Below are 23,963 nucleotides of genomic sequence, written 5' to 3'. Positions count from 1 at the left end.
TCACACGACAAAGTCCGGCAAACCTACCCCTTCGAATAGCTCATGCCGACACATAGAAAGTTTCGGGAAAAAAACCTTCTCGTAACGTGGGGTCGCAAGATTATAGAGAAGTTGAGGTCAAAGATCGACCCTTAAATGTGATTTGGAATGGGTTTTTCGGGGGGCGAGTTTTTGCGGTCCGGTGCCCTCACCCCCAGCCCCTCTCCCACGGGGAGAGGGTAGCATTTAAGGCATATGCTCCAGCTTCAGGTATTCCTCGCTTTGCATCTCCTGCAGGCGCGACAGGCAGCGCTGGAACTCAAACTTCAAACGTTCCCCCTGATACACCTCATATAAAGGCACCTCGGCGCTCACCACCAGCTTGACGTGGCGTTCGTAAAACTCGTCCACCAGCGCAATGAAGCGTCGCGCTTCGCTTTCCATCAGCCGTGTCATGACGGGTACATCCAGCAGCATCACCGTGTGGAACAGGCGCGAAAGGGCGATGTAGTCGTGCTGACTGCGGGCATCCACGCACAGCGTTGCAAAAGAGACCGCCAGCGTTTGGTTTTCAACACCGAGCGTAGGCAACGGACGATGGTTAATCTCCAGCGTCGGGGCGTTTTCGCGCTTTGCTCCCGCCAGCGCCAGCCACAGTTTATCCATCTGGCGGGTGGTCTCGGCATTCAGCGGTGAGAGCCACAGGTGCGCCTGAGTCAGCGTGCGCAAACGGTAATCCACGCCCGCATCAACATTCATAATGTCACAATACTGTTTGATGGCATCAATGGCAGGCAGGAAACGCGCCCGCTGGAGGCCGTTACGATACAGCTCATCCGGCGGAATATTCGAGGTGGCGACCAGCGTGATGCCGCGGGCAAACAGCGCTTTCATCAGGCCGCCCAACAGCATGGCATCGGTGATATCCGAAACAAAAAACTCATCGAAACAGAGGACGTCCGTTTCGGCCTTAAACCTGTCAGCCACAATCTCCAGCGGATCGCTTTTGCCCTGCAGCGCCGTTAACTCTTCATGCACCCGCAGCATAAAGCGGTGGAAGTGCAGGCGTTGTTTACGCTCACCCGGCAGGCTCTGATAAAACAGATCCATCAACCAGGTTTTCCCGCGACCGACACCGCCCCACATATATAAACCGCGTGCCGGAGCGTTAGCCTGTGGCTCTTTTTTTCCGAGCAGCCGGCTCAATGCCGCCTTCAGCCCACCGCTCTGCCCTGCTTCCGCAGGTTTTGCCGTAAGCTCATGGAAAAGGGTATCCAGACGGTTAACCGCTTCACGTTGAACGTCATCCGGCTGATGTGAGCCCTCGTCCAGGGCCAGTTGATATCGCGATGCGGGGGACAGGTTTTGCATAATCTTGTTGTTATTCCTTCAATTAAACCTCATCAGCAGGCGTGACTGATGAAAAAAAGGCCGTTCTACACTACGCGATGATACGTCAGGATTCCACTTCTGCAGAAATAGCGGTTATAGTGGCAATATCAGGCACAGGCAGGAGCCGAGCCAACACCCTACGGAACAACAAGACAACGGGAGAAGTTCATGACCTGGGAATATGCGCTAATCGGTTTAGTCGTCGGCATCGTGATCGGTGCTGTGGCCATGCGTTTCGGTAATCGCAAATTGCGTCAGCAGCAGTCACTGCAATACGAACTGGAAAAGAACAAAGCCGAGCTGGAAGAGTACCGCGAAGAGCTGGTCAGCCACTTTGCCCGTAGCGCTGAGCTGCTGGACAACATGGCGACCGACTACCGCCAGCTGTATCAGCACATGGCAAAAAGCTCCAGCAGCCTGCTGCCGGAAATGACCGCGGAAACCAACCCGTTCCGCAACCGTCTGGCAGACTCTGAGGCCGGTAACGATCAGGCCCCTGTTCAGATGCCTCGCGACTATTCTGATGGCGCGTCCGGCCTGCTGCGCGGCGGTGTTAAGCGCGATTAATCACACAACCTGAAATTATTTTACGGGCGCAACGATTGCGCCCGTCTTTTCTTCCTGACCCCAGCTATTATTTAGTTAAACACCTCATTGTTCAGCGGTTTAAAATTCAATAACATCAACGTGTTTTTGGGCCCGTTTTTTCCTTTACTCCAGGTTACGAGAGTCAGCATCGATGAAGAAAAAGAACCAGCTGTTGAGCGCGTTAGCGTTAAGTGTCGGGTTATCTCTCTCGGCGTCCTTCCCTGCCTTTGCCGCCCTTCCCTCGCAGGTGCCGGGCCAGACGGCGATTCCGAGCCTCGCACCCATGCTGGAAAAAGTGTTGCCTGCAGTAGTCAGCGTGAAGGTAGAAGGCACTGCCGTGCAAAGCCAGCGCGTACCTGAAGAACTGAAAAAATATTTTGGCGATGAGTCGCCCGACCAGCAGGCTCAGCCTTTTGAAGGGCTGGGCTCAGGCGTCATCATTGATGCGGCCAAAGGCTATATTCTGACCAACAACCACGTTATCAGCCAGGCCGATAAAATCAGCGTGCAGTTGAATGATGGTCGGGAATTTGATGCCAAACTGATCGGCGGCGATGACCAGAGCGACATCGCGCTGTTGCAGGTGCAAAACCCAAGTAATCTGACCCAGATTGCCATCGCGGACTCCGACAAACTGCGCGTCGGCGACTTTGCTGTTGCCGTGGGCAACCCCTTTGGTTTAGGACAAACGGCGACCTCCGGGATCATTTCCGCGCTGGGGCGCAGCGGCCTGAATCTTGAAGGCCTGGAAAACTTTATCCAGACCGATGCCTCCATTAACCGCGGGAACTCCGGCGGGGCGCTGCTGAACCTTAACGGCGAGCTGATTGGTATTAACACAGCAATCCTCGCGCCAGGTGGCGGCAGTATCGGGATCGGGTTTGCGATTCCCAGCAATATGGCCAAAACGCTGGCACAGCAGCTTATCCAGTTTGGAGAAGTCAAACGCGGCCTGTTGGGCATCAAAGGGATGGAGATGAGCGCCGATATCGCAAAAGCGTTCAACATCAACGTGCAGCGCGGTGCGTTCGTCAGTGAAGTGCTGCCCAATTCCGGCTCGGCAAAAGCGGGCATTAAATCAGGTGATGTGATCGTCAGCCTGAATGATAAGCCGCTGAGCAGCTTTGCAGAGCTGCGCTCACGTATCGCCACCACCGAACCGGGCGCCAAAGTGAAGCTGGGCCTGATTCGTGACGGCAAACCGCTGAATGTGGAAGTGACGCTGGACAAGAGCACCTCTTCCTCCGCCAGTGCGGAGCTTATCGCCCCGGCACTGCAGGGCGCGACGCTCAGCGACGGGCAGCTGAAAGACGGCACCAAAGGCATCAGCATCGATACCGTAGAGAAGAGCAGCCCTGCCGCGCAGGCGGGATTGCATCAGGATGATGTGATCATCGGCGTGAATCGCACCCGCGTGCAGTCTATCGCTGAGCTGCGCAAGGTGCTGGAAAGTAAACCAACGGTCATTGCCCTGCAAATTATGCGCGGCAACGAATCTATCTATATTCTGTTGCGCTAAGCATTTGCTATCCCGGGTATCACCGCCGCGTGTGATGTCCGGGATAACTCATGTTATGCTGCAAACCGTTCCTTTTTTAACGACACGCGCATCATGCTTTTAAAGCTCTTTCGTTCCATTGCCATCGGTTTGATTGTTGCGGGCCTGCTGTTAGCGGCCATGCCGTCTTTACGCCAGTTCAACAAGCTGTCGGCTCCCCAGTTTGACAGCGCGGATGAAACGCCTGCCACCTATAATCAGGCCGTTCGCCGTGCCGCACCCGCAGTGGTGAACGTCTACAACCGTGGTCTTAACAGTTCAGCCCATAACCAGCTGGAGATCCGTACCCTCGGCTCCGGCGTGATTATGGACGATCGCGGATACATCATTACCAACAAGCACGTGATCAACGATGCTGATCAGATCATCGTCGCACTTCAGGATGGCCGCGTGTTTGAGGCCTTACTTGTCGGCTCTGACAGCCTGACCGATCTGGCCGTGCTGAAAATCAACGCCACCGGCGGGCTGCCCGTGATTCCGATCAACCGAAAACGCACTCCGCACATTGGCGATGTGGTTCTGGCTATCGGTAACCCATACAACCTGGGGCAGACCATCACCCAGGGGATCATCAGCGCCACGGGTCGCATCGGTCTGAACCCATCGGGACGGCAGAACTTCCTGCAAACCGATGCCTCCATCAACCACGGGAACTCCGGCGGCGCGCTGGTCAACTCGCTGGGCGAGCTTATGGGTATCAACACCCTCTCCTTCGATAAAAGCAACGATGGCGAGACGCCGGAAGGAATCGGCTTTGCCATTCCGTTCCAGCTGGCAACCAAAATTATGGACAAGCTGATCCGGGACGGTCGCGTGATCCGCGGTTACATCGGGATTGGTGGTCGCGAAATTGCCCCTATGCATACACAGGGTGGCGGGATCGATCAGATTCAGGGGATTGTGGTTAACGAAGTGGCGCCTGGTGGACCGGCTGCCAATGCGGGCATTCAGGTTAATGATGTCATTCTGTCGGTCAACGGCACACCGGCGGTCTCTGCGCTTGAGACGATGGACCAGGTGGCAGAAATTCGCCCGGGTTCCATCATCCCGGTTGAAGTCATGCGCAACGATAAGAAACTGACGCTGCATGTGACCATTCAGGAATACCCGGCCACCAACTGACGGGCATAAAAAAACGGAGCGTAGCGCTCCGTTTTTTTTACCGGGACAAGATCACTTGTTAACGAACTCTTCGCCCAGCGTGATATCTTTTTTCAGCGTGTCCAGCATGCCTTCCATCGCGTTTTGTTCAAACGCGCTCAGCGAGCCAATTGGCTTACGCTCTTCGATACCGTTTTTACCGAGCAGCAGCGGCTGGGAGAAGAAGCGCGCCTGTTCGCCATCGCCTTCAACATAAGCGCATTCAACCACGCCCTTCTCGCCCTGCAGCGCGCGAACCAGTGACAGACCGAAACGTGCAGCCGCCTGGCCCATAGACAGCGTTGCAGAACCGCCACCCGCCTTCGCTTCCACCACTTCGGTGCCTGCGTTCTGAATACGTTTGGTCAGGTCAGCCACTTCCTGCTCGGTGAAGCTCACGCCTGGGATCTGCGACAGCAGAGGCAGAATTGTCACACCAGAGTGACCACCGATGACCGGCACTTCAACTTCCGTAGGCTGCTTGCCTTTCAGCTCAGCCACGAAGGTGTTAGAACGGATGATATCCAGCGTGGTCACACCGAACAGTTTGTTCTTGTCGTAAACGCCTGCTTTCTTCAGTACTTCTGCCGCAATAGCGACCGTGGTGTTCACCGGGTTAGTGATGATACCGATGCACGCTTTCGGACACACTTCAGCGATCTGCTGCACCAGGTTTTTCACGATGCCTGCGTTGACGTTGAACAGGTCGGAACGATCCATACCAGGCTTACGCGCCACACCGGCGGAGATCAGCACAACGTCAGCACCCTGCAGCGCAGGACGCGCGTCTTCGCCGGAGAAGCCTTTGATGTTAACAGCGGTCGGGATGTGGCTCAGGTCAACCGCCACACCTGGGGTTACCGGAGCAATGTCGTACAGGGAGAGTTCTGAGCCTGAAGGCAGTTGGGTTTTCAGTAGTAGGGCAAGCGCCTGGCCGATACCACCAGCAGCGCCGAGGACTGCGACTTTCATCCTAAACTCCTTATTATGGTTAACTTAAGTATCTGTAAATCCGTTGCGGCGACCTTAATTCAGCAGGTAATTAATTACAATTTTCGTAGCTAAAGAATTTGAGGTCACGCGACTTTCTCTCTTCCCAGAAGACTTTCTGACAACAGACGGCAACGAATTAAGAGGTGGTTACAATACACCCTGCCACGCCACCAAAACAACATCATTTTGATAACATTTAATTTACTTTTAAGCTTATTTGCGTGGCGTGACCCAGGCATGTTTTCCGATAACGAAATCTGATAATATCACTCCCTTTCATAACATTATTTCAGGCTACTGCCTGGTAGATAATTTGCATAAAAATTCATCCACATGCATAATAATGTTGTTTCTATCGTCATATTCCGGGTGACTTATGCGAAGCTCGTCTAAGCAAGAAGAATTAGTAAAGGCGTTTAAAGCGCTACTCAAAGAAGAGAAATTCAGTTCTCAGGGAGAAATTGTTCAGGCGCTGCAGGAACAAGGCTTCGACAATATCAACCAGTCGAAAGTCTCCCGTATGTTGACCAAATTTGGCGCGGTGCGTACCCGTAACGCCAAAATGGAGATGGTCTATTGCCTGCCAGCTGAACTTGGCGTGCCGACAACCTCCAGCCCGCTGAAGAATCTGGTTCTGGATATCGACCACAACGATGCCGTTGTGGTGATCCACACAAGCCCTGGTGCCGCACAGCTGATTGCCCGCATGCTGGACTCTCTGGGTAAAACGGAAGGGATTCTCGGTACCATCGCCGGTGATGACACCATCTTTACCACGCCAGCCAACGGCTTTTCGGTGAAAGATCTCCACGAGGCGATCCTGGTTCTGTTCGAACAGGAGCTGTAATCCTCTCTCCCCGTAGCGTCGCTACGGGGTTCATTCTGCCCCCGCTGCGTTATCCCCTGTTTTCTCCTGTCCTCAATTTAACAAATAGTGCTTTTTACCACTCATTAACATTCAGCCAGTGAATGATAAATCAAAGAATCGCACAAAATATCAAAATCATTTATCCATATGATTTACTTAGATATAACACGCCAGGGTGAACAGAAAACGACCAACATTATGCCATTAGGTTATAAAAATTGCGCTGTTTAACACGTAATTACCCATGAAACAATTAGCCTGGTATTAATTTTTACCGTTATTAGTGTATACTTGATTTTGTGATGAGGGTCACGAAACAAAGACCCCACTAAAAAATTCGACGAGGTAAAAATCATGAAAATCAAAACAACTGTAGCGGCGCTGAGCGTCCTGTCTGTCCTGTCATTCGGTGCTTTCGCAGCAGACTCCATTAATGCCGATCAGGCGCAATCCCGTGAGGCTATCGGTACGGTTTCTGTCGGCGCAATCGGCACGTCTCCAATGGACATGCATGAGATGCTGAACAAAAAAGCGGAAGAACAAGGTGCATCATCCTATCGCATCATTGAAGCGCGTTCCGGTGACCACTGGCACGCTACCGCTGAGCTGTATAAATAAGTTTTAGTAATAACAGAAGACGACTATCTCCACTCAACGGCACCAGGCATAAAAATAGCAGTTCAACCCTTCTCGCCGTTGAGCAAAAACCTCTTCAGGAGCAAAGACTATGAAAACCAAATTAATCATCGCAACCCTCGGTCTGGCATCGGTTCTCTCTTTCGGCGCAAGCGCAGCCGTCCAGCAGGTGAATACCGAGCAGGCGCAAAATCTGCAGTCTATGGGTAGTGTTTCCGTAACGTCCGTCACCGGCTCTCCGATGGATATCCGTCAGGAGCTGGCCGCAAAAGCTGAAAAAGCAGGCGCCAGCAGCTACCGCGTCAACGAACTGAATCAGGGTGACCACTGGCACGCTACGGCAGAACTGTATAAATAAACCCTCGTCGTATCTCATCATACGACTTGCCCCTGGCCTCGCTGATCAGGGGCTTTTTTTCGCGTAATCAATGGCGCGCGTTGAAACGCAACTGCCCTTCCAGCTCTTCTTCTGCTTCATCAAACAATAAAATCAGCGCCCCAAATCGTCTGCGCAGCTTATCGGGCAGATGAATAAACTCTATTTCCAGCGGTAACGGCAGCTGACTGCCGGTCACCACATCCCACAGCTTATCCAGATTCGTGACGCTTTCCCGTTCCAGATCAAACGCCCGGATAAATTCACGATAGAAGTCTTCCTGACTGTCGATCTCGTCAAAATCAAAGGTATAGGTTTTCATTGCCAGCCACCCAGTCCAGGCGAGCGGCAGATGCCGCCCTGTCTATTATAATCCCCCGATATGCAGGGTTTTGACTTCCAGATACTCTTCCAGCCCCAGCACGGACCCTTCTCGACCCAGGCCAGACTCTTTTATCCCACCAAAAGGTCCAAGCTCCGTGGAAACGGCGCACTCATTAATCCCAATCATCCCGCTTTCGATTGCCTGCGAGACACGGAAAACGCGCGACAGATTCTGAGTATAAAAGTAAGCCGCCAGACCATAAGGCGTGTTGTTGGCGCGCTGGATGACTTCATCTTCAGAAGTGAAACGGAAGCAGGCGGCAACGGGACCAAACGTCTCTTCTTCCGCCAGTTTCATGCCTTCATGACAGTCGCCCAGCACGGTGGGCATCCAGAAATTGCCACCAAGCGGATGTGGTTTACCGCCCGCCAGGACAGTCGCCCCCCGGGCAACAGCGTCTTCCACATGCTCGTGCACTTTGTTCACCGCGGAGGGTTCAATCAGCGGGCCAACTACCACACCGTCTTCCAGACCATTTCCCACCTTCAGCGCGTTCACCGCATCGGCCAGTTTGTTCACAAACTTGTCGTAGACGGTTTCCTGAATATAGAAGCGGTTAACGCTGACGCAGACCTGTCCGGCATTACGGAATTTGTTGGCGATTGCCCCTTTGACGGCAGCATCGATGTCCGCATCTTCAAACACGATATACGGGGCATTCCCCCCCAGCTCCATCGAAACTTTTTTCATGGTGTCCGCGGCGTTACGCACCAGCGTTTTGCCGACGGAAGTGGAGCCGGTAAACGAGATTTTCCGCACCTCGTGACTCGCCATAATCGCGTCGCTGATCTCATGCGTATTACCGGCCACGGCGTTGAGGACGCCATCCGGCACACCGGCCTGTTTCGCCAGCGTGAGCAGCGCAAACGCGCTGAGCGGGGTGTTGTTTGCCGGTTTGATGACCCCGGTACACCCCGCGGCCAGCGCCGGGCCGAGCTTACGGGTGAGCATCGCCATCGGGAAGTTCCACGGCGTAATTGCCGCCACCACCCCCACAGGCTCACGGGTAGCCAGAATGCGGGAACCCGGTTTGATCGGCGGAATAATTTCACCGTTAGCGCGCTTGGCCTCTTCGGCAAACCACTGAATAAAACTGGCGGCGTACTCCACCTCGCCTTCAGCTTCTTTCAGGGGTTTGCCCTGTTCGGTGGTCATTAACCGACCAAGCCAGCTTTTATTCTCGATAATCAGTTCATACCAGCGATAGAGAATGGTCGAGCGCTCTTTCGCGGTTTTGGCCCGCCAGGCCGGGAAAGCTTTCGCGGCGGCGGCAATCGCCTCTTCGGTTTCTGCTTTACCGGCTTTCGCCACTTTGGCGATAACATCACCGGTGGCCGGGTTCAACACATCAAACGTCGTGTCCAGCGGTTTCCATATGCCGTTAACCAGATAACCGGTCTGAAAAAGAATGTGGTCCTGAAGCGCCTGGGTAGTCATGTGTCCTCCCTTTCTGAATGTAAGAGCCTGCAGAAATAAGTATAGCCACAAAAAAACCGACGCTTTTGGCGTCGGTTTTTTACTTCAGTCAGTTATCCGTCAGGACATTCTGGTAGCGGTGCAGCATAAACACCAGCCGCGCTACCGGCTCGGTCACCTGAGGAGGCGCTTCCCAGACCCTGAGCTTCTCCTGGTAGACATCCAGCTCTTCCAGCAACTGCTTAAAGTAACGGCGTCGTTTGTCATCACTGGAGGCGGAAAGCACATGGTCCGCGGTGCGGCGCAACTGGCGGTGGAATGCCGACAGGTCGTCGTTGATGGGCACCGGTGCGTTACGCAGACGCTGATGCGCAATGATCATGGTTAACGCCAGACGAAAGCGGGCAATGTCGCCAGGGAACTTATTCAACAGTAAAAACAGCTGCTGATAGAGCGCAGGCAAATGGTTCTCTTTACGGCGCGCAGTGTTGGTGGTCATGGAGGAGACCGCAGCCGAAACGAACTGGTTCAACAGCACGCGACCTGTTCGCGCCTGGGAATTGTCGCGCACCAGCAAAATCACCATCATCGCCAGGAAACAGCCCACCAGCTGACCCAGGGCGCTGTCGAGGAACTGGCTGAAATGGAACGTCATGGGGTTATCCAGCACCAGAATGTTAATAGTACTGGCGAGGGCACCGAGCGATCCCAGACGGCGCTTCTGCACTTCTATCCCGATAAAGAATGCCATCACCGCAAGACTGATACAGAGCAGCAACATGCTCTGCTGCGTGGACGGGAGGATCACCAGGAAATAGAGCGCGCCAAGCGGTAACGCGGCAATCGTGCCGTACAGGAAATCGATAGCGACCATACGCGGGTTGGGCAGACGCATTGCCAGCGCCGTGACGACGGCAATCATGACCATCGCGCCGCTGCCGGAGGTCCAGCCAGTCCACAGCCAGAACAGCGTGCCGAGCATACAGGCAAGCGTGGTACGCCAGAAGTTGACCATCGCGTGGTGGCGCTCGGCCGACTCCGCCTTGATCACCACTTCACCCTGCAGGACTTCCTCTTCCGCCGCGCTGATTTTCGTATTGCCGATCACGCCCCGTTTCAGCAGCAGGTAGCGCGTCGCGGCGCCAACCCACGTATAAATGGTCACCGGTGTGTCGCGCTCTCCGGTCCAGGCAATGACCCGCCGCATGCGTTTGAGCTGCTTATGTACGTCCTGCACCGTTTCCACCGGCTCGGCAAACAGTTCGCGAAAGGTATCGGTAACCGATTCCGGGCGGGTGTTCTGAATAAGGTAGGTTTCGCACGCCTGGGTAATCAGCGTTAAGGAGACGGTATTGATCGCTTTAAGACGACGGTTGGCACGCGCCCAGCGCGAGGACTCCATATTAAGGTTACTGCGCATCCCTTCCAGCGCCTGCGTGCGGCGAACCAGTCCACTCCAGGCTTTGTCCACCTCTTCGCTGTCACCGTGCTTGATGCAGAGCTGCATCAGCTGATACTGGGAGACGATCAGCGCATCCAGTTCGCGATCCACCTCCTGTTTGATGGAGCGAGGGGAGAAAAGCAGGTCAGCAACAATTGCGCAGACGATACCAATCACGATCTCACTGCAGCGTTCCACGGCAAACTGCGGCGCGAGCAGCGGTTCGGTTTGAATGGTGATGACAATAATCAGTGCGGTATAACCCGCCAGCCCCCAGGCGTAAGAGTTTTCGACCTTCACCAGAGAGGAGAGCCAGGTGCAGAAGCCCGCCCAGATACAGCACACCAATACCATCAACAGTGGCGTGCGGATCATCAAAATGATAATGGTGAGCGCGGCGATACAGCCGATAAACGTCCCGATGATACGCAGCATCCCGCGATAGCGGATCGCCCCGGAGTAAGGCTCCCCACCTGCCGCGAATGCCGGGCCAGCCGCGACAATCGCCGCCGTTAACACCGCCCAGCGGGGGGTTTCCAGCTGGAAGTGAAAGCCGACAAACAGCGCCAGCACAATGGCACTCGCCAGCTTCACGGCGAAGCGAATGTGCTGGCTGGCGATAGTAAAGATCCCCATAGCGATTAACCAAACTCGCGCAGACGATGGGCGATTTTACGGAAAATAGAGTCCTGGCTGGCGTCCCGGTCTTTCTCACCGGTGATTACCACCGTCGCGGTTGTGCCCGCAGGCCACAGGTTGCCCTGCTGTTCGTCCAGATGAATACGTACCGGCACACGCTGGGCCAGGCGCACCCATTCCAGGTTGGAATCAACCGTCGCCATCCCTTTCGCATCATTGGAGCTGCTGGAGTTGGTGACGCCAGCCGCAACGCTATCTACGGTACCTTTAAAGACGCGGTTGCTGCCAAGCGGCGTGATCTCTGCGCGGTAGCCCGGACGAACGCCTTCCAGTTTGGTCTCTTCCATATAGGCAAGCACATAGAATGAGTTTTGTTTCACCAGCGCCACGGCGGTTGAACCGCGGGTGATAAACTCCCCGGCATAGACATTCAGGTTGGTGACCCAGCCATCGGCAGGTGCGCGGATCACGGTACGCTCCAGATCGAGCTTCGCCAGGTCGCGCGTCGCCTGCGCCTTTGCCAGCTGATGCAGCACGGTTTGCAGCACGTTGTTAGACTGATCGATCTCTTCCCGGGACATCGCCTGAACCCCCAGCTGGTTACGGCGGCCCGCCTCGCGGCGTTTCTCCGCAGCCAGCGCCTGGTAATAGGCGACATCCGCTTCCGCTTCTTCCAGTGCTTTCTGGTAACGCGGCTGGTCAATGGTGAACAGCACCTGGTCTTTCTTCACCAGCTGGTTATCGTGGACGTTAACCGCCGTGATAAGACCGGCCACGTCGGGGGCGATCGCCACGACATCGGCGCTAAAACGCGCGTCACGCGTCCACGGTGATTCGGTGTAATAGACCCAGGCGCGAAAAATAGCGATGAACGCGAGGATAACCAGCGCCATGGTGATGGCGGTGCGGGAGATTTTTCTTGTTAGCGTTTTCACATCAACCTCAGACAAACATGCGCGATATCAGGTAGAACAGGCAGCAATACAGCGCGGTATTGAACAATGCAGGGTGCCAGACGAAATCGTAGATCCCGGTAGGAACCAGCACCTTGCGCACCAGCCAGAAGATCGCCAGTGATAAAAGAAGCTCGAAAAATATCGGTGGGAACGACAGACCGAACACCACGATAACGGGAAACAGACTCATGTTGACCTTGATAAGAGAGAGTGCAGGCTTCAGAATTTTTAGCGCACGCCACCGCGGGAGAGCAAGAAACGCCGGGCGAGAATGGCGCAGCCGTTATGTAATTAATAATATATTAACGTAACTGTTATGCTGTTATCTATAATATGTGATCTAAATCACTTTTAAGCCAGAGTGAACAATGGAACGTTTAAAACGCATGTCGGTCTTCGCCAAAGTGGTTGAACTTGGCTCATTTACTGCTGCTGCCCGGCAGTTGCAGATGAGCGTCTCCTCCATCAGTCAGACGGTGTCAAAACTGGAAGATGAGCTGCAGGTGAAGCTGCTCAACCGCAGCACCCGCAGTATTGGTCTGACGGAGGCGGGTAAAATTTACTATCAGGGCTGTCGCCGCATGATGCATGAAGTGCAGGATGTTCACGAGCAGCTCTATGCCTTTAACAACACGCCCATCGGGACACTGCGGATTGGCTGTTCTTCAACTATGGCACAAAATGTTCTCGCCGCCATGACCGCAGAGATGCTGAAAGAATATCCGGGATTAACTGTCAATCTGGTTACCGGTATTCCCGCCCCGGACCTGATCGCAGACGGGCTGGATGTGGTGATCCGCGTTGGCGCGCTGCAGGACTCCAGCCTCTTCTCCCGTCGACTCGGGAGTATGCCGATGGTGGTCTGTGCCTCGAAGAGCTATCTGGCGCAGTACGGCGTGCCGGAGAAACCAGCCGATCTCGCCAACCACTCCTGGCTGGAGTACAGCGTCCGCCCCGATAATGAATTTGAACTGATTGCCCCGGAAGGCATTTCTACCCGACTGCTGCCGGAAGGACGTTTTGTCACCAACGACCCGATGACCATCTCGCGCTGGCTGGTGGCGGGCGCCGGGATCGCTTACGTCCCGTTAATGTGGGTGATCAATGAGATCAACAGCGGGGTGCTGGAGATCCTGTTCCCTCGCTACCAGTCCGATCCGCGTCCGGTGTATGCCCTGTATACCGAAAAAGACAAACTGCCGCTTAAGGTGCAGGTGTGCATTAACTATCTGACCGAGTATTTTGTGGAGGTCGCAGAACTGTTTCAGGGCATGCGGGGAAGAAGGAAAGAGTAGGTATTTCCCCTCTCCCCGTTGGGGAGAGGGTTAGGGTGAGGGGAGAAAATTACGCCGTGCCGCCCACCGTGAGGTTATCGACCTTCAGTGTCGGCTGGCCCACGCCCACTGGCAGGCTCTGGCCCTCTTTACCGCAGACGCCCACGCCGTTGTCCAGCTTGAGATCGTTACCGACCATGGAGATCTGCTGCATGGCTTCGATACCGGAACCAATCAGCGTCGCGCCTTTCACCGCTTTGGTCACTTTGCCTTTGTCGATCAGATACGCTTCTGACGTAGAGAAGACGAATTTACCGGAGGTGATGTCCACCTGACCACCGCCAAAGTTTGGGGCGAAGATCCCGTAATCAACAGACTCGATGATCTCCTGCGGTGTGGACTGGCCTGGCTGCATGTAGGTATTGGTCATACGCGGCATCGGCAGATGCGCATAAGATTCACGACGGCCGTTACCCGTTGGCGCCACGCCCATCAGGCGCGCGTTCAGTTTGTCCTGCATATAGCCTTTCAGCACACCGTTTTCGATCAGCACGTTGTACTGACCCGGCGTACCTTCATCATCGATGGAGATAGAGCCACGGCGATCAACCATGGTACCGTCATCCACCACCGTGCACAGTTCAGAGGAGACAAGCTGTCCTATCTGACCGCTAAATACGGAGGTGCCGCGGCGGTTAAAGTCCCCTTCCAGACCATGCCCCACGGCTTCATGCAGCAGCACACCCGGCCAGCCAGCGCCCAGTACCACCGGGAATGTCCCCGCAGGTGCCGCCACGGCAGAAAGATTGACCATCGCCATACGCACGGCTTCTTTTGCCCACGCGTCGGCACGGGCTTCACCGTCGACATCACCCAGGAACCAGTCATAACCAAAACGACCACCGCCGCCGCTTGAGCCACGCTCGCGCTTGCCGTCCTCTTCCACCTGCACGCTGATGGAGAGACGCACCAGCGGACGGACATCCGCCGCCAGGGTGCCGTCCGTCGCCGCGACCAGAATCAGTTCATAGACACCGCTCAGGCTGGCAGACACTTCCTGTACGCGTTTATCAGCAGCACGCGCCACTTTGTCCACGCGGCGCAGGATATCCAGCTTCTCTTCACGGCTCATGCTCTGCAGCGGGTCGATGCTGGTGTAGAGCGCAGAATGCTGCACCTCACCCAGCGTTTTAACACGGCCATCGCCTGCGTCACGCACGATGGTACGTGCCGCCTGCGCGCTCTGCTCCAGCGCAGCCAGGCTTATCTGGTCCGCATAGGCAAAACCGGTTTTCTCGCCGCTGATGGCGCGCACGCCAACGCCCTGGTCAATGTTGTAAGAACCATCTTTGATGATGCTGTCTTCTAAAACCCAGGATTCGTGATAGCTCGACTGGAAATAGAGATCGCCGTAGTCGAGACGGCGTTCGGTCAGTTGACCAAGAATGGAGAACAGGTCCTGATGGCTCAGGCCGTTCGCTGCGAGCAAATGTTCACTTACCAGGTTCAGACTCATCGTATTGCTACTCGTTCGTTGCCGCCGGTGGCGGTATAAAGATCGTATTTATTGAGAGTGAGGCAATTACCTGCCCACGTCAAATCATTGCTGTGCATCTTTGCGCGGCTGGCGCAGCACTTCATTAATCTGCGGTTTATCCACCGGACCGGTGATGCGGTAGCGCAGAATAGAGACTTTGCTCCACAGCGGCCCCAGCACTTTACTGGCGGCAAACACCGCAGCACCAACAATCGGGTTCACCACAAAGGCGGCTGCCACCCCCACGCTCGCGGAGATTTCTGGCGCCACCACGGCTTCCATATCAAGCTCGCGACGTACAAGGTTAACCGAGCCCTTCATGGCGATATCCGCTTCCAGGCCGTCCACCAGCGTGTCGTCCGTATGCATAACGCCGTCCTTGATCCATGCCGTACTGCGGATGGAATCGTAGTAGAACCCTTCACTGAAGGTATCGCTGAAATCAAAACGCAGCTTACGCAGCAGTGCATCAAAGCTCAGGAGACGCAGGATCTGCCCGGCGCGTCCCGTGCTCACATCGGCAATTTCACCTTTTCCGAAGCGGGTTTTCAGTATGCCGTTAAGCGAGGCTTCATCCGGCTTCCACGGCGCGTCACGCCAGTGAAGATCGTAATCGACGTCAAATGACGAGCCGCGCAGCGGCGTGCTGATACCAAAGAAATTGGCTGCTGCATCCAGTTTGTTACCCTTAATGTCGCCTTTCAGCGAGGTGCGCTGTTCGCCTGGGTTATTCACCCACTCGCCCGCGGCCGTCAGACGACCAAAGCCGGTATCCACCAGCCCACCGGTGAGGCTCAGCGTGTTGCCCTGAATCGCGAAGTCACCGTCAATGCGGCCATATTTTTGTCCCCACAGCCAGCACTCAGCACAGCGCAGTTGCAGATCCGGCCAGCCGCTGAAGTCCACGCGGGAAGTGTTACTCAACGGCGATGCCGGAGTCGATTGATCTTTCCCGCCCGCCGTTGCCGGGTTGTAGTAGAGATAGCGGATTGCCGCCTGCCACGGGGCGTTATCGCGCATGGTCAGGGTGGCGTTGATCTCCCTGCCCTGAGCCTCTACTTTCGAGCCGTTAGCCGTGGGCTGAGAGACGATACTCAGGTTGTTCCACTGTTGCCCACCCAGCGTGAGCGACGGTGTGCGCACGGTGACGGTTTGCGGGAACTGCGCCGCCTCATCCACGTTTTGCCCGACACCTTTCTGGAACAGCGCCAGCCACTGCGCGCCATCCATCGGCGGGAGATTCAGCTCAATGCCCTGGTGATCCGGGAGCGGAGGCGTGGTTCGGCTGTCCGTCGTCCAGATGGCTTTGTCCAGGGTCAGCTTACGGTTGAGCAGCCAGCGGCTGTTGAAATGATTCGTGCCACCCGCGCTGCCGGTTAACTCGAAGCTGTTCAGGTTGCCCACGACGTTAAGCGTCACGGGCAGCGCCTGTCCGGCCTGTTTATCCAGCGGTGCAGGCAGCTGGCTGCTGAGATTTTTCAGATCGCCAGTAAGGTCGACCTTATACTTCGTACCGGCGTGGTAGGGCAGTTCAATATCCACCTTCCCCTTCCAGGCGGCTGCACCATCAACCGACTCCTGAATGGGTTTCGGCAGTACATCCATCCGCGAGGGTTGCCAGTTACCGTCCAGATTGACAGCCACCTGGTAGGCCTTCTCCCCCTCGGTGGTCGAGAAGTCGATGTTGACGGGCTGATTGAACCAGTTGGCTGTGAGCGGCTCACTCTTCAGGTTGCCGTTCACAAAGCTGAACTGTCCGCTGAGGTTCTTCAGCGTACTTTCCAGCGGTTTGATATACAGGCTGTTGTTGTTCAGGCGGACGTCACCTTTGGCGGTGGTCATTTCGCCGTCCAGCGGGATATCCAGATGTAAGCGAGCATTCACATCGCCATCAAGCTGAAGTTGCTCAAGCGTGGCAGCCAGCGAAGCTTTCAGCGGCGTCTCTTCAAAATAGGGACCGACCGCCTTGCCCGGCCCGTTGATATCGGCATCAATCAGCAGTTTCTCTTTTGAGTAATCGGGGATATTTGCCGTCAGGTTGGTGGCCGTCACGCCGCCCAGCGCGACGCTGTCTGACTTCATCCACAACCCGTCATTGAGAAAATTAAGCTCGATATCGAGGTTTTTCAGTGCAGGCCAGCCCGGCTGGAACGCAAAGGTAGCGTTGTGCAACGGCACCAGCACCTGGAACTGACCTTCGTTATGTTTGTATGGGAAAAGATGCGGATTGCCGCCATAGGCCAGGGTGGCGTTATCCGCCTGACCGCCCTGGATCGCCCCGCTCAGGTAGTCCACAAGCGCTTTGCCCATCAGGTTTTCCGGGAAGTAACGCCAGGCCTGAGAACCGTCGCTGGTGCTGATCCCCGCCAGAATACCCAGCCACGGCTCTTCACCTTCAGGCTTTAAATAGCGGAAATCCCCGCGGGCATGAACCGCTTTGGCTTTCACATCGATATGGCGGCCATCAAGCTGGAAGCCCTTATCGTTGCGCAGCCAGTTAAGCACCGCGTTGCCTTTTTCAATTTCCAGCGGTGCCCTGAAGACCGTTTCATAAGGCATTTTGGCGTCATGCATCTCAACGGTCAGCCTGCCGTTCTCAACGCTGCCCTCCAGCTTGCCGCTGAAGTTCTCAGCCCCCGGCAGCAGTTTCCACTGTTTCCAGGCCAGATCTTTCCACGTCGCCTGGAAGCGGGTTTTCTCGGTTGCCTGCAGCGGGACATCCAGCGCGAGGGCGTCAATTTCCCCACTTGGCTGCGTTGCCAGCCAAACGTCACCCAAATCCGGAGAGAGCTTCGCTGCCATGGAGCGCAGCCCTTCAATGGCCGCCAAATCGAGATGCGTGGCGCGGATACGCAGCTCATCGCTACGCTTATTATTCGTGCCGCCGACATCCTGCTCAGGCATCCATGCCAGCGTCAGCGCGCCGCGCGGCCAGGGTTTGCCGTCCATGGTGATGCGCGTATCCGGGATGGCAAACTGCCAGCCCCCTTTCTCTTTCGTCACATGTGCGGTGAGGTTATCTACGGAGAGTTGATGCTGCTTGCTTTCGCCTTGCCAGCTTGCACCGCCCTGCTTCAGCCAGATATCGCCGCTGGCGAAAACGCCTTTCGTCAGGGTCATCCAGCCTTCCAGGCTAAAACGGGCCGTTTCCAGCTGCATGTTTTGCTGCAGCCAGTCGCCGAGCCACGGCTTCACATCCACGTCGTCAGCCTGTAGCCACACCTTGCCGTTGTTGAGCAAGCCGTCGTCGTCACGCAGATCCATACGGACCTGCATGACCCCGTGCTGGTCGTTCAGGCTGGAGAGGTTCACCTGCCCCTCGGCACGGTGACGCTCTTTGCCGTTAAGCCAGGTCAGTTGGGGGATCTTCAGTTCGGCGCGTTGGCCGGAAAGGGTAATAAAGCTCACTTCGCTGTCGCGCAGGTCGAAATGATCGAACTGACGCAGGAAGAGATCGCTCAGGCGGTTGGCTTCAAGGCTCTGCGTGTTATCCCCGCCGGAGAGCGGCGTGTTGGTCAAAAACTGAAGCTGATAAAAGGTGAGATCGCGGAACTGCCAGCGCATGTGCAGCAGGCTTTGCCAGACATCCAGTGCCAGGGTCACGCGTTTGATTTTCAGATAGCCGCCATCTTTCAGACTGGCACTGATGTCCCGGGCATCCAGCGTCGGGCCAAAGTTTTGCCAACTGGCGCTGACCTGGCTTACGTCAACCGGCACACCGGTGGCGGATTCGATCTTCGCCAGCACCTGCGGACGCCAGCTGTCCAGATGCGGTAAAACGAGGCGCAGCCCACTCACGAGCAGCGCGACAATCACGACAAGCGTTGCCCCTGTAAGCAGTAAAATCCCCGGCAATCGCCTCACGCATCTCTCCTTGTCAGCTTTTTCACGCAGCGAACTGCGTCTTACATCATGACGACGTCAAACTGCTCCTGGTTATAGAGCGGCTCAATTTGTACTTTTACCTGTTTGCCGACAAAGATTTCCACTTCCGCCAGCGCGTGCGACTCTTCACCTTTCAGCGCTTCAGCCACCGCAGGGGAAGCATAGACCAGAAAACGATCGGAGTCGTAGGCATGATGAACGCGGACAATTTCACGCATGATCTCATAGCAGACGGTCTCTACCGTCTTTACGGTGCCGCGTCCGTGGCAGGTTGGACACTCGTTACACAGCACATGTTCCACACTTTCACGGGTCCGTTTACGCGTCATTTCCACCAGCCCCAGCTGTGAGAAGCCGTTAATGCTGGTTTTTACGCGATCTTTACTCAGCGCCTGCTCAAGCGAGTGCAGTACACGACGACGATGGTCTTCATTATTCATATCGATAAAGTCGATGATGATAATGCCACCCAGGTTGCGCAGACGAAGCTGGCGCGCAATGGCCTGTGTCGCTTCAATGTTGGTATTGAAGATGGTGTCATCCAGGTTGCGATGACCGACAAACGCACCGGTGTTGATGTCCACGGTGGTCATTGCTTCGGTCTGATCGATGATCAGATAACCGCCGGACTTCAGTTCAACCTTGCGCTCCAGCGCACGCTGGATCTCATTTTCGACATCATAGAGATCGAAGATTGGCTGACGCCCGGTGTAATGTTCCAGCAGGCCAGGCATTTCCGGAATGTACTCAGCGGTAAATTCGAGCAGCGCTTCGTAGGTGAGGCGCGAGTCCACGCGGATTCGGTCGAGCTGAGCATCAGCAAAATCACGCAGCACGCGCTGGGCAAGCGCCAGCTCACCGTACAGCTGATAGCGGGTCTGGTTGCGTTTTTTACGCTCCATCACCTTGGTCCAGACGCGCTTCAGGTAAGCCGCATCGGATGCCAGATCCTCTTCGCTAACCCCTTCGGCGGCGGTTCGGATGATAAACCCGCCCTGTTCGTCGCAGTAGGCGCTGACCACTTTCTTAAGGCGCTCGCGCTCGCTTTCACTTTCAATACGCTGGGAAACCCCCACGTGCGACGCGCCGGGCATAAAGACCAGGTAACGGGAAGGTAACGTGATGTCGGTTGTCAGACGGGCGCCTTTGGTGCCAAGGGGGTCTTTCACCACCTGCACCATCAGATCCTGCCCCTGACGCACCAGCTCTGAAATGTCGCGTACGGCAAACTGCTTTTGCTCTTCGCCTGCGACACACTCGGTATGCGGCATGATATCGGAGGCATGTAAAAATGCCGCCTTATCCAGTCCAATATCTACAAAAGCCGCCTGCATACCCGGCAGTACGCGGCTGACACGACCTTTGTAGATATTGCCTACTATTCCGCGTCGCGCTTCACGCTCAATATGAATTTCCTGAAGAATGCCACCATCAATGTAGGCCACACGGGTTTCCGATGGCGTTACGTTTACCAACAATTCAGCCGTCATAATTATCCCTTCCCTCACGCAGTGAGTTAAAATTGCTCAGCAACTCATACGTTTCCACCAGCGGTAAGCCGACTACGGCGTGATAGCTGCCATTTATCTTCCTGACAAAACAGCCACCCAGCCCTTGAATACCGTATGCACCTGCTTTATCCATCGGTTCACCGCTGGCAATATACGCGGCGATCTCGTCGTTGGTCAGTACTCTGAAGGTCACGTCCGTCACCACCAGACAATCCAGCACGTGCTTGCTGTCCGCCAGCGCCACCGCGGTCATCACCTGATGCGTTTGCCCGGACATTTTGTGCAGCATATGTGCTGCATGCTCAGCGTCTCGCGGTTTCTCAAGCACTTCACCGTTAAGGATAACGATGGTATCCGCCCCCAGCACCGGCAGGTCGCGTGGCACGCACGCAACGCCAGCCTGCGCTTTCTCACGCGCCAGGCGAGAAACATACTGCTGAGCACTTTCGCCCTCAGCACGTTTTTCTTCGATGCCGGTAACGATACGTTCAAAAGCGATGCCCAACTGCGTGAGCAACTCCTGACGACGTGGAGAACCGGAGGCAAGATAGATAGACGTCATAGAAACCTTTTACTGCACAGCAAACTGCTGGCGAACCTTACGCATCAGCAGGAACAGCCACGGCCAGAGCACACCGTTGACTACACTACTCCAGAATACTTCGGGTCGGAAAGAGACGTTGATCACTAAAAACTCTGCCCAGAAAACAACGATATCCGCGGCAAGCGACAACAACATCACGACCAGCGCCTGTTGCCAGAGCGCGAGGTTACGAAAGAGCTGGAATTTGAGTGCAACGAGATATGCAATGATGCTCATGGATAACGCGCGAACACCCAGCGTTGAGCCACTAATGAGATCCAGTATGGCACCCATTACAAAGCCTGTGCCAACATTTACGCGGTGCGGCAGGGCAAGGATCCAGTAGAGCAAAATGAGCAATACCCAGTTTGGCCGGTAAACAAGAATGTCGTCCGGCCAGGGCATTATCTGCAGCAACAGCGCGATGAGAAACGAGAGCCAGATAACCCAGCGTCCCTGGCTACGATAACTGGCCACTACTGCCCTCCGGATGAGAGTTTAGGCGGTGGCGGCGCATCCGTTATCCCGGTCGCCGGCGCGGGTACTGGCGCAGGTGGCCCCATCGCATCCGGAGCAGGAAGAACCTGCGGCATCATCTGCATCAGGCGCTCATTGGCAACGCGATGCACCTCTTCAGGCGTCATTGGGTTGGCACCGTTACGATCGGCTCCCCACAGCAGCAGCAGGTAGCGAAGACGCTGTAAACCCGCCGTTGGACGCGCCTGAATCACGGTGTAGGCACGCTGCGTATCAAGCTTCACAGAAGAGACAACCGCAACCGGATACCCTTCAGGGAAACGTCCACCCAGACCGGAGGTGACCAGCACGTCGCCCACACGGATATCCGTGTTGGCTGGCAGGTGCTCCAGCTGCAGATCGTCCGTGCAGCCGTTACCCGCCGCAATGACGCGAATATCGTTACGCAGAACCTGAATAGGCAGCGCATGGGTGGCATCACAGATCAGCAGTACACGGCTGGTCAGTTTGGCGACGGCGACCACCTGGCCCACCACACCTTTATCACTGATAACAGGCTGACCTTCATACACACCATTCACGCTACCTTTGTCGATCACCACCTGATCGCTGTAAGGATCGTTTACGGTGGAGATCACCTGCGTCACCATCTTCTGCTCATCCTGACGCAGCGGCGATCCAAGCAGCTCACGCAGACGCGCATTTTCCTGCTTATATTGCCCTAACATCAGCAGTTCGCTGTTTTTCAACAGCAGTTCCTGGCGCAATGCCCGGTTTTCAAGTTCGAGTTGGTCACGTGAGGACAGCGTTTGAGAAACGGAGTCGAGCAGTTCACGGGGACCATTGGATATAAAGTAGAAAGGACTGACGGCGGTATCCATGTACGTTCTAATCTGGCTGAACGTACCGAGGCGGCTATCGGCAATAATGACACCAAGCGCAACCAGAACCGCCAGGATCAGGCGAAACTGTAGCGAGGGGCCACGGCTAAAAATTGGCTTCATAGGCTATGCGTATTCTCGTGTCAGAGAGAAAGGGTAGCGATTCGCTACCCTTTCACCATGACTACTCTTCGCTGAACAAGTCGCCGCCGTGCATGTCGATCATTTCCAGCGCCTTGCCACCACCACGGGCGACGCAAGTCAGTGGATCTTCTGCAACTACGACAGGAATACCTGTCTCTTCCATTAACAGGCGGTCGAGGTTACGCAGCAGCGCACCACCACCGGTCAGAACCATACCGCGCTCAGAGATATCGGACGCCAGTTCAGGTGGGCACTGTTCCAGCGCAACCATCACCGCGCTCACGATACCGGTCAGCGGCTCTTGCAGCGCTTCCAGAATTTCGTTGGAGTTCAGGGTAAAGCCGCGTGGCACACCTTCCGCCAGGTTACGGCCGCGCACTTCGATTTCGCGAACTTCATCACCCGGATAAGCAGAACCGATCTCGTGCTTGATGCGCTCAGCGGTCGCTTCACCGATCAGGGAGCCGTAGTTACGGCGCACGTAGTTAATGATCGCTTCATCGAAACGGTCACCACCGATACGCACAGAAGAGGAGTAAACCACGCCGTTCAGGGAAATAACGGCCACTTCAGTGGTACCACCACCGATATCAACCACCATCGAACCGGTGGCTTCAGAAACAGGCAGGCCTGCACCGATAGCCGCAGCCATTGGCTCTTCAATCAGGAACACTTCACGCGCGCCTGCACCCTGAGCAGATTCGCGAATTGCGCGACGTTCTACCTGGGTCGCACCGACCGGCACACAAACCAGCACACGTGGGCTTGGACGCATGAAGCTGTTGCTGTGAACCTGCTTGATGAAGTGCTGAAGCATTTTTTCAGTCACGAAGAAGTCAGCGATAACGCCGTCTTTCATTGGGCGGATCGCGGCGATGTTACCTGGGGTACGACCCAGCATCTGCTTCGCGTCATGACCCACTGCGGCTACGCTTTTCGGCGAGCCGGCACGATCCTGACGAATGGCCACAACAGAAGGCTCATTCAATACGATGCCTTGTCCTTTTACATAAATAAGGGTATTCGCGGTACCCAGGTCAATGGACAGGTCATTGGAAAACATGCCACGAAATTTTTTCAACATACTAAGGGATAATCCTGAAAGCTGGGGCGGAAAACAAAATCCGCTTACTTTACCAACCACACGCAGCAGCGACAAGGCGCAAAAATCACCTGCTGCGGTGAAAATTTGTGCAGTACGTTTCCTTCTGTTACAAATTCATCCCCTGACTCCCTCAGGGCTGAGTACACAGTAGCGTTCCTCACTTTCATTTGTAACCCGCTAAAGGTCGTTCACTGGCTTT

General features: G+C 55.4%; 21 protein-coding genes. 7 read left to right on the top strand and 14 right to left on the bottom strand.

Features of this window, described 5'->3' with window-relative positions; translation table 11 throughout:
- Positions 1-225: 225 nt before the first annotated feature.
- Positions 226-1,350, bottom strand: a complete 1,125-nt coding sequence (gene zapE, locus EQV24_RS12120) for a cell division protein ZapE (protein ID WP_045902598.1) — start codon at positions 1,348-1,350, stop codon at positions 226-228.
- A 189-nt stretch (positions 1,351-1,539) separates the two neighbouring features.
- Between zapE and zapG the strand changes: the two genes are divergently transcribed.
- The 3 genes from zapG (at position 1,540) to degS (ending at position 4,639) form a co-directional block, all read left to right on the top strand.
- Positions 1,540-1,938 carry a Z-ring associated protein ZapG gene (gene zapG / locus EQV24_RS12115; RefSeq protein WP_008502832.1) on the top strand — a complete coding sequence of 133 codons (399 nt, stop codon included), beginning with the start codon at positions 1,540-1,542 and terminating at the stop codon, positions 1,936-1,938.
- Between the two features lie 172 nt (positions 1,939-2,110).
- Positions 2,111-3,478 (top strand): serine endoprotease DegQ, encoded by a 1,368-nt coding sequence (gene degQ, locus EQV24_RS12110; protein WP_130626642.1) that lies wholly within the window; start codon positions 2,111-2,113, stop codon positions 3,476-3,478.
- 93 nt (positions 3,479-3,571) lie between these two features.
- Positions 3,572-4,639 carry an outer membrane-stress sensor serine endopeptidase DegS gene (degS, locus tag EQV24_RS12105; protein WP_013098970.1) on the top strand — a complete coding sequence of 356 codons (1,068 nt, stop codon included), beginning with the start codon at positions 3,572-3,574 and terminating at the stop codon, positions 4,637-4,639.
- Positions 4,640-4,690: 51 nt separating this feature from the next.
- Here the strand turns inward: degS and mdh are convergent, their stop codons facing one another.
- Entirely contained in the window at positions 4,691-5,629 is a 939-nt protein-coding gene (gene mdh, locus EQV24_RS12100) for a malate dehydrogenase (protein ID WP_130626641.1), read from the bottom strand.
- A gap of 397 nt (positions 5,630-6,026) precedes the next feature.
- Between mdh and argR the strand changes: the two genes are divergently transcribed.
- The 3 genes from argR (at position 6,027) to yhcN (EQV24_RS12085) (ending at position 7,512) form a co-directional block, all read left to right on the top strand.
- Positions 6,027-6,497, top strand: coding sequence for a transcriptional regulator ArgR (gene argR / locus EQV24_RS12095; protein WP_013098972.1), 471 nt, complete (start codon positions 6,027-6,029; stop codon positions 6,495-6,497).
- A gap of 375 nt (positions 6,498-6,872) precedes the next feature.
- The gene (gene yhcN, locus EQV24_RS12090; RefSeq protein ID WP_013098973.1) at positions 6,873-7,136 is read left to right on the top strand and encodes a peroxide/acid stress response protein YhcN; all 264 of its coding nucleotides are present in this window, start codon (positions 6,873-6,875) and stop codon (positions 7,134-7,136) included.
- Positions 7,137-7,245: 109 nt separating this feature from the next.
- Positions 7,246-7,512, top strand: coding sequence for a peroxide/acid stress response protein YhcN (gene yhcN, locus EQV24_RS12085; RefSeq protein ID WP_130626640.1), 267 nt, complete (start codon positions 7,246-7,248; stop codon positions 7,510-7,512).
- A gap of 67 nt (positions 7,513-7,579) precedes the next feature.
- On the opposite strand, the gene EQV24_RS12080 is transcribed toward yhcN (EQV24_RS12085), so the two are convergent.
- From EQV24_RS12080 to aaeX, 5 genes are all read right to left on the bottom strand, one after another.
- Positions 7,580-7,852 carry a barstar family protein gene (locus EQV24_RS12080; protein WP_130626639.1) on the bottom strand — a complete coding sequence of 91 codons (273 nt, stop codon included), beginning with the start codon at positions 7,850-7,852 and terminating at the stop codon, positions 7,580-7,582.
- A 45-nt stretch (positions 7,853-7,897) separates the two neighbouring features.
- Entirely contained in the window at positions 7,898-9,352 is a 1,455-nt protein-coding gene (locus EQV24_RS12075; protein WP_130626638.1) for an NAD-dependent succinate-semialdehyde dehydrogenase, read from the bottom strand.
- A gap of 88 nt (positions 9,353-9,440) precedes the next feature.
- Positions 9,441-11,408 carry a p-hydroxybenzoic acid efflux pump subunit AaeB gene (gene aaeB / locus EQV24_RS12070; protein ID WP_013098977.1) on the bottom strand — a complete coding sequence of 656 codons (1,968 nt, stop codon included), beginning with the start codon at positions 11,406-11,408 and terminating at the stop codon, positions 9,441-9,443.
- 5 nt (positions 11,409-11,413) lie between these two features.
- A complete protein-coding gene (gene aaeA, locus EQV24_RS12065; protein WP_013098978.1) occupies positions 11,414-12,346 on the bottom strand; it encodes a p-hydroxybenzoic acid efflux pump subunit AaeA in 933 nt (310 codons plus the stop codon).
- 7 nt (positions 12,347-12,353) lie between these two features.
- Positions 12,354-12,557, bottom strand: a complete 204-nt coding sequence (aaeX, locus tag EQV24_RS12060) for a p-hydroxybenzoic acid efflux pump operon protein AaeX (protein ID WP_003860416.1) — start codon at positions 12,555-12,557, stop codon at positions 12,354-12,356.
- Positions 12,558-12,735: 178 nt separating this feature from the next.
- Here aaeX and aaeR point away from each other — a divergent pair, with 178 nt between their 5' ends.
- A complete protein-coding gene (gene aaeR, locus EQV24_RS12055; protein WP_013098979.1) occupies positions 12,736-13,662 on the top strand; it encodes an HTH-type transcriptional activator AaeR in 927 nt (308 codons plus the stop codon).
- Between the two features lie 49 nt (positions 13,663-13,711).
- On the opposite strand, the gene tldD is transcribed toward aaeR, so the two are convergent.
- From tldD to mreB, 7 genes are all read right to left on the bottom strand, one after another.
- Positions 13,712-15,157, bottom strand: coding sequence for a metalloprotease TldD (tldD, locus tag EQV24_RS12050; protein ID WP_130626637.1), 1,446 nt, complete (start codon positions 15,155-15,157; stop codon positions 13,712-13,714).
- Between the two features lie 84 nt (positions 15,158-15,241).
- Positions 15,242-19,042: an AsmA2 domain-containing protein YhdP gene (gene yhdP, locus EQV24_RS12045; RefSeq protein ID WP_058684304.1), complete on the bottom strand. Its 3,801-nt coding sequence runs from the start codon at positions 19,040-19,042 to the stop codon at positions 15,242-15,244.
- 41 nt (positions 19,043-19,083) lie between these two features.
- On the bottom strand, positions 19,084-20,553 hold the full coding sequence (rng, locus tag EQV24_RS12040) for a ribonuclease G (protein ID WP_014833490.1): 1,470 nt from the start codon (positions 20,551-20,553) through the stop codon (positions 19,084-19,086).
- Positions 20,543-21,136: a nucleoside triphosphate pyrophosphatase gene (locus tag EQV24_RS12035; RefSeq protein WP_038420713.1), complete on the bottom strand. Its 594-nt coding sequence runs from the start codon at positions 21,134-21,136 to the stop codon at positions 20,543-20,545. The genes rng and EQV24_RS12035 overlap by 11 nt, the downstream gene beginning before the upstream one ends.
- 9 nt (positions 21,137-21,145) lie before the next feature.
- Positions 21,146-21,634, bottom strand: coding sequence for a rod shape-determining protein MreD (gene mreD, locus EQV24_RS12030; protein WP_013098985.1), 489 nt, complete (start codon positions 21,632-21,634; stop codon positions 21,146-21,148).
- A complete protein-coding gene (mreC, locus tag EQV24_RS12025; RefSeq protein ID WP_013098986.1) occupies positions 21,634-22,638 on the bottom strand; it encodes a rod shape-determining protein MreC in 1,005 nt (334 codons plus the stop codon). Before mreC ends, mreD begins: the two co-directional genes overlap by 1 nt.
- Positions 22,639-22,699: 61 nt before the next feature.
- Entirely contained in the window at positions 22,700-23,743 is a 1,044-nt protein-coding gene (gene mreB, locus EQV24_RS12020; protein WP_000913396.1) for a rod shape-determining protein MreB, read from the bottom strand.
- Positions 23,744-23,963: the final 220 nt, after the last annotated feature.

Source organism: Enterobacter sp. A8, assembly GCF_004296595.1.
GTDB lineage: Bacteria > Pseudomonadota > Gammaproteobacteria > Enterobacterales > Enterobacteriaceae > Enterobacter > Enterobacter cloacae.
This window is presented reverse-complemented; position numbering and strand designations above follow the sequence as displayed.